Origin of the sequence: Pseudacidovorax intermedius (assembly GCF_001476815.1) — a bacterium.
Classification (GTDB): domain Bacteria; phylum Pseudomonadota; class Gammaproteobacteria; order Burkholderiales; family Burkholderiaceae_C; genus Xenophilus; species Xenophilus intermedius_A.
In genome coordinates, this window is the sequence record NZ_LDSL01000142.1 from 1 (window position 1) to 12695 (window position 12695).

The following is a 12695-nucleotide window of genomic DNA, read 5'->3' on the forward strand; positions in this document are numbered from 1 at the left end:
CACGTCGCCGAGAGCGTGCTTGACCGCGTGCGCGAAGGCACCATCGCGCTGGACGACGCCCTGGTCTCGCTGTTCCTGGGCGTGCGCGACCACATCGGCCGCCTGGTGGCCGCCGCCGCCGCCGGCCAGCTGGAGGCCGACGCCGAACTCACCGCGCACGGCCAGCCGCTGCTGGCCGAGCTGCACCAGCTGCTGCAGGCCGCGGGCGCCCCGGCCGCGAGCCACGCCGCCGCGCCGGCGCCGGCCGCCGTGCCCATCGCGGTGGCCGGCGGGCGCGCCAGCGACCACTGGCACATCTCGCTGCGCTTCGGCGCCGACGTGCTGCGCAACGGCATGGACCCGATCTCCTTCCTGCGCTACCTGGGCAAGCTGGGCACCATCACCGGCATCGCCACCCTGGCCGACCGCCTGCCCGCGCTCAAGGACATGGATGCCGAGTCCTGCTACCTGGGCTTCGAGATCGGCCTGCGCAGCAGCGCCACCAAGGCCGCCATCGAGGGCGCCTTCGAGTTCGTGATGGACGACTGCGCGGTGCACATCGTGCCGCCGGACAGCGAGGTCTCGCGCTACGTCGAGCTGCTCAAGCTGCTGGCACCGGCCGGCGACGGCGAGGGCGAGGCGCTGCGCCTGGGCGAGATGCTGGTGACCTGCGGCAGCCTCACCCGCCGCGAGCTGGAGGACGCCCTGCGCCTGCAGGACGCGGGCATTGCCGCGCCGCTGGGCGAGCTGCTGGTCGAGCAGCGCAGCGTGCAGGCGCCGGTGGTGGAGGCGGCGCTCAGCCGCCAGAAGCAGATCAAGGCCAGCCGCTCGGCCGAGAGCCAGTCGGTGCGGGTCGATGCCGAGAAGCTCGACCGCCTGGTGGACCTGGTGGGCGAGCTGATCACGGCCAGCGCCACGGCCACGCAGGCCGGCCGCCACATCCAGAACAGCGCGCTGCAGGAGGCCCACTCCACGCTGACCGGGCTGGTGCAGGAGCTGCGCGACAGCGCGCTGCAGCTGCGCATGGTCAAGATCGGCGCGACCTTCAGCCGCTTCCAGCGCGTGGTGCACGACGTGGCGCGCGAGATCGGCAAGGACATCGCGCTGGTGGTGCACGGCGAGGACACGGAGCTGGACAAGACGGTGGTGGAGAAGATCGCCGATCCGCTGACGCACCTGGTGCGCAACAGCATGGACCACGGCATCGAGCCGGCGGCCCTGCGCCTGGAGCGCGGCAAGAGCGCGCGTGGCACGGTGACGCTCAATGCCTACCACGACGCCGGCCACATCGTGATCGAGGTGGGCGACGACGGCGGCGGGCTCTCGCGCGAGCGCATCCTGGCCAAGGCGACCGAGCGCGGGCTGATCGAGCCCGGGCGCGCGCTCTCCGACGCCGAGATCTACGACCTGGTGTTCGAGCCGGGCTTCTCCACGGCCGAGAAGGTGACGAACCTGTCGGGCCGCGGCGTGGGCATGGACGTGGTCAAGCGCAACATCACGGCGCTGCGCGGCACGGTGGCGCTGGCGAGCGAGCCGGGCGTGGGCACCACGGTGACGGTGCGCCTGCCGCTGACGCTGGCGATCATCAACGGCTTCCAGGTGGCCGTGGGCAACGCGGTGTTCGTGCTGCCGCTCGAAGCCATCGAGGAATGCATCGAGTTCCGCGAGGACAGCGGCCACGACTACACCGAGCTGCGCGGCCAGGTGCTGCCCTTCATTCGCCTGCGCAGCCTGTTCGCCGTGCAGGGCGCGGCCACCGCCCGCCAGAGCATCGTGGTGGTGCGCCAGGGCGGCCAGCGCTTCGGCCTGATCGTGGACCGCCTGCTGGGCGAGGCCCAGGCCGTCATCAAGCCCCTGGCGCCCATGTTCGCCCACCTCCAGGGCATCAGCGGCTCCAGCATTTTGGGCAGCGGTGAAGTCGCGCTCATCCTGGATGTGGCGGCGCTCGCCGCACAGGCCACCGCCCCGAAGGCCGACGCGGCCGAGCGCCGCAAGGCCACGGCAGAGCGTCCGGCCGCGGCGCTGTCCTGACGCATCCGCACACCGTCGCCGTCTCGCCCATCACACGTCACGACAACCAAGAGAAAACCGTGTTCGCCTCCATGAAACTCTCGACGAAGCTCTTCGGCTCGTTTCTGCTCGTCCTGGCCCTCCTGACCGGGCTGAACTTCTATGGTCTGTGGCACATGGGCCGGATGAACCAGCAGACCCATGAGCTCGCAGACAACGCCCTGCCCAGCGTGAAGTACGCGCTGCTGCTCAAGGCCAACCTGGTGCGCATCCGCGTGACGGAGTTGCGCGCGCTGATGGCCGAAAGCCCGCTGATCATTCGCGAGCACACCAAGAACGCCGAGAAGATCGTCGCGGAGACCCGCGCGCTGCTGGACAGCTATGCCCCGCTGGTGAACTCTCCGGAAGAGAAGCAGGGTTACGACGCCGTGAAGGACGGCTTCGGCAAGTTCTTCGCCGAGCACGACCGGATCATGAAGCTGGCCCTGCAGGACCAGCTGATCGAGGCCCGCGAACTGCTTGCCGGCGACATGCAGAAGCGCTACGACATGATCCGCGACACCAGCGACAAGCTGGCCGAACTCAATGCCACGATGGCGGACAAGGTGGGCGACGCCGCCGTGGCGGCCTACCAGCAGGCGCGCAGCTGGACGCTGAGCCTGCTGGCGGCGTGCGTGGTGCTGGCACTGGGCCTGGCGCTGCTCATCACCCGCTCGCTGACGCGGCAGCTGGGCGGCGAGCCGGCCCACGTGGCCGACATCGCCAACAGCGTCGCCGGCGGCGACCTCACGCTGGCCATCGCCACCCGCCCCGGCGACGACAGCAGCGTGCTGGCCGCCATGAAGAACATGGTCGACAAGCTCTCGCGCGTGGTCACCGACGTCAATGCCGGCGCCGAGTCGCTGGCCGGTGCCTCCGAAGAGGTCAGCGCCACCGCCCAGTCGCTGAGCCAGGCGGCCAGCGAGCAGGCCGCCGGTGTCGAGCAAACCAGCGCCTCGCTGGAGCAGATGACCGCCTCCATCGCCCAGAACACCGAGAACGCCAAGCTCACCGATGCCATGGCCACCAAAGCCTCGACGGAAGCCAACGAGGGCGGCGAGGCGGTGAAAGCCACTGTCCAGGCCATGAAGCAGATCGCCACCAAGATCAACATCATCGACGACATCGCCTACCAGACGAACCTGCTGGCCCTGAACGCCGCCATCGAGGCGGCCCGCGCCGGCGAGCACGGCAAGGGCTTCGCCGTGGTGGCCGCCGAGGTGCGCAAGCTGGCCGAACGCAGCCAGGTCGCGGCCCAGGAGATCGGCACTGTCGCCACCTCCAGCGTGGAGATGGCCGAGCGCGCCGGCGAACTGCTGGATGCCATGGTGCCCAGCATCCGCAAGACCTCCGACCTGGTGCAGGAGATCACGGCGGCCAGCGAGGAGCAGTCCTCGGGCGTCGGACAGATCAACGGCGCGGTCGGCCAGCTGAGCCAGACCACGCAGCAGAACGCCTCCAGTTCGGAGCAACTCGCCGCCACCGCCGAAGAGATGAGCAGCCAGGCCGAGCAGCTGCAGCACACGATGAGCTTCTTCAAGCTTGCCGGGGCGGCACCGCTGCGCGCCAGGCCGGCCCAGGAAGAGCCCGCGCCCGCCGCGGCCCGCCAGCCCCGGCGCGTGGGTCGGAAGCTGTCGCCGGCACCGCTGGCATTGGCCGGTGCCGACGGCCTGGACGAATCCTCGTTCGCCCGCTATTGAACCACCAACCTCCTCCACGATGGACTCGACAGCCTAGAACGGCCCATCCCCGGCATCCGGCATGACGCGGCCCCAGATCAGCGCGCGCCGACCTCGCCACCCAACACCTCAGCGTCTTTTCAGGGAAGCACCATGTTCAGGAAACTCAAACTCTCCACCAAGCTGTTCGGCTCCTTCATCATCGTCCTGCTGCTGATGATCTGCCTGGGGCTGTACGCCGCCAACAAGCTTTCTGCGCTGAATGAGGAAGCCGACGGCCTGGCGAACAACATCGTGCCCAGCATGAAGCAGGTACTGCTGAGCAAGTCCAACATCAACCGCCTTCGTTCTCTGCAGATGCGCACGATCATCTCCGCGGACGAGGCATCCATCGAGACCGCGCGCCGCGAGGGCGGCACGCGCATCCAGGACACACGCAAGCTGTGGGACGACTACGGCAAGCTGCTGGTGTCCCCGGAGGAACGCCGCCTCTATGACGTGGTCAAGGACGCCATGACCGCCTACTTCGCCTCGCACGAGCGGCTGGTGCTGCTGTCCTCGCAAGGCAAGATGGAGGAGGCACGCGCCCTGCTCGACGGAGAGTCCTCGAAGGTCTACAACCTGATTCGCACCGAGACCGACAAGCTCGCCGACATCAACATGGCCCAGGCGGAAAGTGCGGCAAGCGACGCGCGAACCACCTACGAGACCGCCAGCATGTGGACCTTCGTGCTGCTGGCCGTCTGCAGCGTGCTGGGACTGTTGATGGCCTTCATCATCACCCGCTCGCTGACGCGGCAACTGGGCGGCGAACCGGCCTACGTGGCCGACATCGCCAACAGCGTCTCCGGCGGCGACCTCACCCTGCAGATCGCCACCCGTCCCGGCGACGACGCGAGCGTGCTGGCCTCGATGAAGAACATGGTCGACAAGCTCTCGCGCGTGGTCACCGACGTCAATGCCGGCGCCGAGTCGCTGGCCGGCGCCTCCGAAGAGGTCAGCGCCACCGCCCAGTCGCTGAGCCAGGCCGCCAGCGAGCAGGCTGCCGGCGTCGAAGAAACCAGCGCCTCGCTGGAGCAGATGACCGCCTCCATCGCCCAGAACACCGAGAACGCCAAACTCACCGACGCCATGGCGACCAAGGCGGCGACGGAAGCCAACGAAGGCGGCGAGGCGGTGAAAGCCACTGTCCAGGCCATGAAGCAGATCGCCACCAAGATCAACATCATCGACGACATCGCCTACCAGACGAACCTGCTGGCGCTGAACGCGGCCATCGAGGCGGCCCGTGCGGGCGAGCACGGCAAGGGCTTCGCCGTTGTGGCCGCCGAGGTGCGCAAGCTGGCCGAGCGCAGCCAGGTCGCCGCGCAGGAGATCGGCACCGTCGCCACCTCCAGCGTGGAGATGGCCGAACGTGCCGGCGAACTGCTGGATGCCATGGTGCCCAGCATCCGCAAGACCTCCGACCTGGTGCAGGAGATCACGGCCGCGAGCGAGGAGCAGTCCTCGGGCGTCGGCCAGATCAACGGCGCCGTGGGGCAGCTGAGCCAGACCACGCAGCAGAACGCCTCCAGCTCCGAACAACTCGCCGCCACCGCCGAAGAGATGAGCAGCCAGGCCGAGCAGCTGCAGCACACCATGAGCTTCTTCAAGCTCACCGGCTCACGACCCACCCGCGTGACACCCACCGGCTCGTCCGCGCGCAGCGCGTCGGCCGGGCGCAGCGCCAAGCTGGGCCGCGAACGCGCGCCATCGCTCGCTCTGGCCGGCGCCGACGGGGACATGGACGAATCCCAATTCGCCCGTTATTGATCGAGGCTACCGAAACACACCATGCGCCCCGCCACCACTTCTTCCCCCGCTGTGCCCTCGCCGGCCGCAGCCGCCGAACCCACCCAGTACCTGACCTTCCAGCTGGCCGGCGAGATGTTCGCCATCGGCATCCTGGCCATCAAGGAGATCATCGAGTACGGCGAGCTCACCACCGTGCCCATGATGCCGCCCTCCGTGCGCGGCGTGATCAACCTGCGCGGCGCCGTCGTGCCCGTCATCGACCTGCAGGCCCGCTTCGGACGGGAGTCCGCGCCCGTCGGCAAGCGCACCTGCATCGTCATCGTCGAGGTGCGCACCGAGGAGGATGAGCGCCAGGTGCTGGGCATCGTCGTCGACGCCGTCAGCGAGGTGCTGGACATCGCCCCGGCCGACATCGAGCCCGCCCCCGCCTTCGGCGCACGCATCCGCGCCGACTTCATCCAGGGCATGGGCAAGGTGCGCGGGCGCTTCGTCATCCTGCTCGACCTGGAGCACGTGCTGGCCACGGACGAGCTGGCCGAACTGGCCGCCGTGGCGCCGGGCACCGACGGCTGAGCCACCCCGCTCCCTCCACCACAAGAACCGCTCCCGGAGACACCCCATGCGCCGCCATCCCCTCAAGCTCTCCACCAAGCTGTTCGGCGCCTTCGCCGTGGTCATGGCCCTGATGGCCGGCCTCGGCCTCTATGCCCTGACCCGCCTGTCGGTGCTCAACGAGCAGAGCACCCACCTGGCCGACAACATCGTGCCGAGCATCAAGAACCTGCTCATGGCCAAGAGCAACGCGGTGCGGGTGCGGGCCGTGCAGCAGGGCCTGCTCTCGACGCAGGACCCGGAGGCGATCGATGCCTCGGTGAAGAACGGCGAGCGCATCATGGCCGAGGCCCGCGAGCAGTGGGCGGCCTTCGGCAAGCTGCTCGTCACTCCGGAGGAGATCAAGCTCTTCGACGAGGCGAAGAACAGCATGGAAGCGTTCTTCACCCAACACAAGCAGCTGACGGCCCTCATCCTGGAAGGACGCGCCATCGAGGCCCGCGCCATCCTCGACGGCGCAGCGCGCGAGCGCTACGACCTCATGCGCGTGCAGACGGACAAGCTGGCCGACATCAACGTGGCCGAGGCCGTGGAGGCGGGCAAGGAAGCCGCGGCCACTTACCGCACGGCGCGGGCATGGACGGCATCGGTGCTCGGCGCCTGCCTGCTGATGGCCCTGGCCATGGCTTTCGTCATCACCCGCTCGCTGACGCGGCAACTGGGCGGCGAACCGGCCTACGTGGCTGACATCGCCAACAGCGTGGCTGGCGGCGACCTCACCCTGCAGATCGCCACCCGCTCCGGTGACGACAGCAGCGTGCTGGCCGCCATGAAGAACATGGTGAGCAAGCTCTCCGGCGTCGTCACCGACGTCAATGCCGGCGCCGAGTCGCTGGCCGGTGCGTCCGATGAGGTCAGCGCCACGGCGCAGTCCCTCAGCCAAGCCGCCAGCGAGCAGGCCGCAGGTGTGGAAGAGACCAGTGCCTCGCTGGAGCAGATGACCGCTTCCATCGCCCAGAACACCGAGAACGCCAAGCTCACCGATGCCATGGCCACCAAGGCCTCGACGGAAGCCACCGAGGGCGGCGAGGCGGTGAAAGCCACCGTCCAGGCCATGAAGCAGATCGCCACCAAGATCAACATCATCGACGACATCGCCTACCAGACGAACCTGCTGGCGCTCAACGCGGCCATCGAGGCGGCCCGTGCAGGCGAGCACGGCAAGGGCTTCGCCGTCGTGGCCGCCGAGGTGCGCAAGCTGGCCGAGCGCAGCCAGGTCGCCGCGCAGGAGATCGGCACCGTCGCCACCTCCAGCGTGGAGATGGCCGAACGTGCCGGCGAACTGCTGGATGCCATGGTGCCCAGCATCCGCAAGACCTCCGACCTGGTGCAGGAGATCACGGCGGCCAGCGAGGAGCAGTCCTCGGGCGTCGGACAGATCAACGGCGCCGTGGGGCAACTCAGCCAGACGACGCAGCAGAACGCCTCCAGCTCCGAACAACTGGCCGCCACGGCCGAAGAGATGAGCAGCCAGGCCGAGCAGCTGCAGCACACCATGAGCTTCTTCAAGCTCGCCGCCGCGCAGACCGCCCGCACCGTGCCCACTGCCGATGCGAAGCGGGCCGCGGCGGGCCGCCCTGCGGGCCGGCGTCGCGCCGCCCCACTGGCCCTGGCCGGCGGCGTCAGCGAGTCGCAGTTCGCTGCCTTCTGAGGCCGCTACCGGCCTCCGCGCTCCGCGTGGCTGGCCAAAACGGCTGCAGCGTTCACCCGTTCCTCACACACCTCAACAAAAAAGGGAAACCCACGATGCTCGCCACTCTCCGCAGTCGCCCCCAGCCGGCCCTGGGGCTCTTCGCCGCCATCGCGCTGTCGCTGGCCACCGCCGCCAGCGCCGCCACGCTGGCCCGGTCCACCACGGGCGCGCTGGCCATCGCCACCGCGCTCTCGGTCGTCGCGCTCGCCGCCGCGCTGCTGGCGGTGCTGCGCCGCGCGGACCGCGCGTCGGCCCAGGCCCTGACGGACCAGGCCATCGAACAGCAGGCCCACAAGGCCGTGAAGGAGGCCATCGCCGCAGCGACCGCAGGCGACCTGGCCGTCCGCTTGCAGATTCCGGCCGCCGCCTCGCCGCTCTTCCAGGAACTGGCGGACGCGGTGAACGCGCTGCTGTCGAGCGCCGAACGGTCCGCGCTGCAGCTCAACGGCCAGCTCCAGGCGCTGGCACGTGGCGACATGGCGGCCGAGCCGGGGCCGGCGCTGCCAGGCCAGTTCGGCCACATCCAGCAACAGGCCACGGTGCTGCAGGCCAGCCTCAAGGACATGCTGGGTAGCCTTGGCCGCATGTCCCGCGAACACGACAAGGGCGACATCGACGCCGTCATCGACGCCACCCGCCTGCCGGGCGACTTCGGCACCATGGCCGAGGGCATCAACCAGATGGTGGCCGGACACATCGCCGTGAAGAAGAAGGCCATGGCCTGCGTCGCCGAATTCGGCAAGGGCAATTTCGCGGCACCGCTGGAGGCCTTCCCCGGCAAGAAGGCCTTCATCAACGAGACCATCGAACAGGTGCGCGCCAACCTGCAGGGCCTGATCGCCGGGATGAACCACATGTCGGCCGAGCACGACCGCGGCGACATCGACGTCACGATCGATGCATCCCGCTTCAGTGGCGACTTCCGCCACATGGCGGAGGGCATCAACCAGATGGTGGCCGGCCACATCGTGGTCAAGAAGAAGGCCATGGCCTGCGTGGCCGAATTCGGCAAGGGCAACTTCAATGCGCCGCTGGATGCCTTCCCAGGCAAGAAGGCCTTCATCAACGACACCATCGAGCAGGTGCGCGCCAACCTCAAGGCCCTGATCGTCGACACCCGCATGCTGGTGGATGCCGCCGGTGCCGGCCGGCTGGACGTGCGCGCCGATGCGCAGCGCCACGACGGTGACTTCCGCGCCATCGTCGAGGGCATCAACAGCACGCTGGACACCATCGTCGCGCCCGTGGAGGAAGTGGGCGCGGTGCTGAAAGCCCTGGCCGCCGGCGACCTGCGCCGCCAGGCGAATGCCGACTGCCGGGGCCAGTTGCTGGCACTGTGCGATGCCGCCAACACCACGGTGAGCAAGCTCGTCGACGTGGTGTCGGAGGTCAACACCGGCGCCGACGCCCTGGCTGGGGCTTCCGAGCAGGTCAGCAGCACGGCACAGTCGCTGAGCCAGGCCGCGAGCGAGCAGGCCGCCGGCGTGGAGCAGACCAGCGCCTCCATCGAGCAGATGGCGGCCTCGATCAGCCAGAACAGCGACAACGCCAAGGTGACCGACGGCATCGCCACCAAGGCGGCACTGGAAGCCGCCGAGGGCGGCGAGGCCGTGAAGGCCACCGTGGCCGCGATGAAGCAGATCGCCCAGAAGATCGGGATCATCGACGACATTGCCTACCAGACCAACCTGCTGGCCCTGAACGCCGCCATCGAGGCGGCCCGTGCCGGCGAGCACGGCAAGGGCTTCGCGGTCGTGGCAGCGGAAGTGCGCAAGCTGGCCGAGCGCAGCCAGGTCGCCGCGCAGGAGATCGGCAATGTGGCCGGCTCGAGCGTGGAGCTGGCCGAACGCGCCGGCAAGTTGCTGGCCGAGATGGTGCCCAACATCCGCAAGACCTCGGACCTCGTGCAGGAGATCACGGCCGCGTCGGAGGAGCAGTCGACCGGCGTGGGCCAGATCAACGCGGCCGTCGGCCAGCTGAGCCAGACCACGCAGCAGAACGCGTCCAGCTCTGAAGAGCTGGCGGCCACGGCCGAAGAGATGAGCAACCAGGCCGAGCAGCTGCGCCAGACGATGAGCTTCTTCAGCCTCGACGCGAACCCCGCCCACACCGCGTCACGGATGCCGACGTCGGCGGCTGCGCGCCCGGCGGTGGCAACGCGTGCGAAGGCCCTGCCGCGGCGCACCCCGCCGCTGGCCCTCGGCGGCGGCGGCAGCAGCCCTGCCCTCGTGGACGAGTCCAGCTTCTCGGCCTACTGATCCGCCGGAGACACGCCATGTCCGCCTCTACGCCTGCCACCGGCCGCAACACGGTCGCCACGGCCGAGCCCTCGCAGTACCTGACCTTCCAGCTGGCCGGCGAGATGTTCGCCATCGGCATCCTGGCCATCAGGGAAATCATCGAATACGGCGAGCTCACCACCGTGCCCATGATGCCGCCCTCCGTGCGCGGCGTGATCAACCTGCGCGGCGCCGTCGTGCCCGTCATCGACCTGCAGGCCCGCTTCGGCCGGGAGTCCACACCCGTGGGCAAGCGCACCTGCATCGTCATCGTGGAGGTCGAAGCCGAGGACGGCGAACGCCAGGTGCTGGGCATCGTCGTCGATGCAGTCAGCGAGGTGCTGGACATCGCCGCTGCCGACATCGAACCCGCACCCGCCTTCGGCGCACGCATCCGCGCCGATTTCATCCAGGGCATGGGCAAGGTGCGCGGGCGATTCGTCATCCTCCTCGACCTGGCGCACGTGCTGGCCGGCGACGAACTCGCGGCACTGGCCGAGCATGCGGGCAACACCGACACCGCCATGGCCTGACGCCCCGCCGCACCACGTTCCAGCCATCGCTTCACCAGCCATCCCGGACCCCGAGCCGACCATGTTTCGCTCACTCAAACTTTCGACCAGGCTCTTCGGCGCCTTCCTCATCGTCCTGGCACTGATGATCGGCCTGGGCGTGTATGCCATCTCGCGCTTGTCGCTGCTGAACGAGCACAGCACCTATCTGGGCACCACCACCATGCCCAGCCTGAAGAACGTGCTGCTCTTCAAGGCCAACATCATCCGGCTGCGCGCGCTCGAGCTGAGGCTCATGGCCTCGCAGGACCCCAAGCTGGTCGAAAGGGCCACCAAGGATGGCGATACGACGGCGGCCCTGATCCGCCAGCAGTGGGCAGCCTTCGGCACGCTGCTGGCTTCGCCGCAGGACAAGCAGTTGTTCGAGAAAGCCTCGGTCAACCTGAACCTCTACCTGACGAGCCACGACCGGTACGTGGCACTGATGGCCGCCAGCAACACCGACCAGGCGCGCGCCCTGCTCGACGGCGACCTGCAGCGCAGCTACGACAGCCTGCGCGCGGATTCCGACAAGCTGGCCGACAGCAGCGCGGACGCCGCGACGAAGACGGTCGAAGCGGCCGGTGCCGCCTACCGCCATGCCTTCGGCCTGACGGTCTCGGTCCTGGTGGCCTGCGCCTTGGTCGCGCTGGCCCTGGCGCTGCTCATCACGCGCTCGCTCACGAGGCAGTTGGGCGGGGAGCCGGCCTACGTGGCCGACATCGCCAACAGCGTCGCCGGCGGTGAGCTCGGCCTGCAGATCGCCACGCGCAAGGGCGACGACAGCAGCGTGCTGGCCGCCATGAAGAACATGGTGGACAAGCTGTCGCGCGTGGTCACCGACGTCAACAGTGGCGCCGAGTCCCTGGCCGGCGCCTCCGAGGAAATCAGTGCAACGGCACAGTCCCTCAGCCAGGCGGCCAGCGAGCAGGCCGCCGGCGTCGAAGAAACCAGCGCCTCGCTGGAGCAGATGACCGCCTCCATCGCCCAGAACACCGAGAACGCCAAGCTCACCGATGCCATGGCGACCAAGGCGGCCACCGAAGCCACGGAAGGCGGCGAGGCGGTGAAAGCGACGGTGAGTGCGATGAAGCAGATCGCCACCAAGATCAACATCATCGACGACATCGCCTACCAGACGAACCTGCTGGCCCTGAACGCGGCCATCGAGGCGGCCCGTGCCGGAGAACACGGCAAGGGCTTCGCGGTGGTCGCAGCGGAAGTGCGCAAGCTGGCCGAGCGCAGCCAGGTCGCCGCGCAGGAAATCGGCACCGTCGCCACCTCCAGTGTGGAGATGGCCGAGCGCGCCGGCGAATTGCTGGATGCCATGGTGCCCAGCATCCGCAAGACCTCCGACCTGGTGCAGGAAATCGCCGCCGCCAGCGAGGAACAGTCCTCCGGCGTGGGCCAGATCAACGGCGCCGTGGGACAACTCAGCCAGACCACGCAGCAGAACGCCTCCAGCTCCGAGCAACTCGCCGCCACGGCCGAGGAGATGAGCAGCCAGGCCGAGCAGCTGCAGCACACCATGAGCTTCTTCAAGCTCGCCGGGGCGTCCGCCACCCCTCTCAGGCCGGCTGCCGATACACGCAGGGCCACGTCGAAGTCGGCCCCGCGCCGCCCGATGCCGCTGGCGCTGGCCGACGGCGTCAGCGAATCCCAGTTCGCCGCGTTCTGAGCGCCGCCGCAGGAGCCCGATGCAAGCCAAACCCCTCACCGACACCGAGTTCGGCCACTTCCAGCGCTTCATCTTCGAAGCCGCCGGCATCACCCTGGGCACCGCCAAGAAGGCCCTGGTCAGCGGCCGCCTGGCCAAGCGCGTGCACGCCCGCCAGCTCGCCAGCTATGCCGACTACTTCGCCCTGCTGCAGCGCGGCGACGACCCGCTGGAGGTGCAGACCGCCATCGACCTGCTCACCACCAACGAGACCTACTTCTTCCGCGAGCCGCGCCACTTCGAGCTGCTGCGCGAGGCCGCCCTGGCCCACCGCGGCCCCGCGCCCTTCCGCGTCTGGAGCGCCGCCTCCTCCTCCGGCGAAGAGGCCTACAGCATCGCCAT

At 69.0% G+C, this 12695-nt stretch carries 9 protein-coding genes; all 9 read left to right on the plus strand.

Annotation, left to right across the window (positions count from 1 at the left end; genetic code table 11):
- The coding region (locus NS331_RS20490; protein WP_058643803.1) for a chemotaxis protein CheA at positions 1 to 2010 on the plus strand (2010 nt) is incomplete at its 5' end.
- A 71-nt stretch (positions 2011 to 2081) separates the two neighbouring features.
- Complete coding sequence (locus NS331_RS20495; RefSeq protein WP_058643809.1) at positions 2082 to 3728, plus strand: methyl-accepting chemotaxis protein; 1647 nt, start codon at positions 2082 to 2084, stop codon at positions 3726 to 3728.
- A 132-nt stretch (positions 3729 to 3860) separates the two neighbouring features.
- A complete protein-coding gene (locus tag NS331_RS20500) occupies positions 3861 to 5519 on the plus strand; it encodes a methyl-accepting chemotaxis protein (RefSeq protein ID WP_058643804.1) in 1659 nt (552 codons plus the stop codon).
- A gap of 21 nt (positions 5520 to 5540) precedes the next feature.
- Positions 5541 to 6074, plus strand: coding sequence for a chemotaxis protein CheW (locus NS331_RS20505; protein ID WP_058643805.1), 534 nt, complete (start codon positions 5541 to 5543; stop codon positions 6072 to 6074).
- Positions 6075 to 6120: 46 nt separating this feature from the next.
- Positions 6121 to 7764: a methyl-accepting chemotaxis protein gene (locus NS331_RS20510; RefSeq protein WP_058643806.1), complete on the plus strand. Its 1644-nt coding sequence runs from the start codon at positions 6121 to 6123 to the stop codon at positions 7762 to 7764.
- Between the two features lie 95 nt (positions 7765 to 7859).
- Positions 7860 to 10064 (plus strand): methyl-accepting chemotaxis protein, encoded by a 2205-nt coding sequence (locus NS331_RS20515; protein ID WP_206597352.1) that lies wholly within the window; start codon positions 7860 to 7862, stop codon positions 10062 to 10064.
- A gap of 17 nt (positions 10065 to 10081) precedes the next feature.
- Entirely contained in the window at positions 10082 to 10618 is a 537-nt protein-coding gene (locus NS331_RS20520) for a chemotaxis protein CheW (protein WP_058643807.1), read from the plus strand.
- 61 nt (positions 10619 to 10679) lie between these two features.
- On the plus strand, positions 10680 to 12314 hold the full coding sequence (locus NS331_RS20525; protein ID WP_058643808.1) for a methyl-accepting chemotaxis protein: 1635 nt from the start codon (positions 10680 to 10682) through the stop codon (positions 12312 to 12314).
- A gap of 19 nt (positions 12315 to 12333) precedes the next feature.
- The coding region (locus NS331_RS20530) for a CheR family methyltransferase (RefSeq protein WP_275936475.1) at positions 12334 to 12695 on the plus strand (362 nt) is incomplete at its 3' end.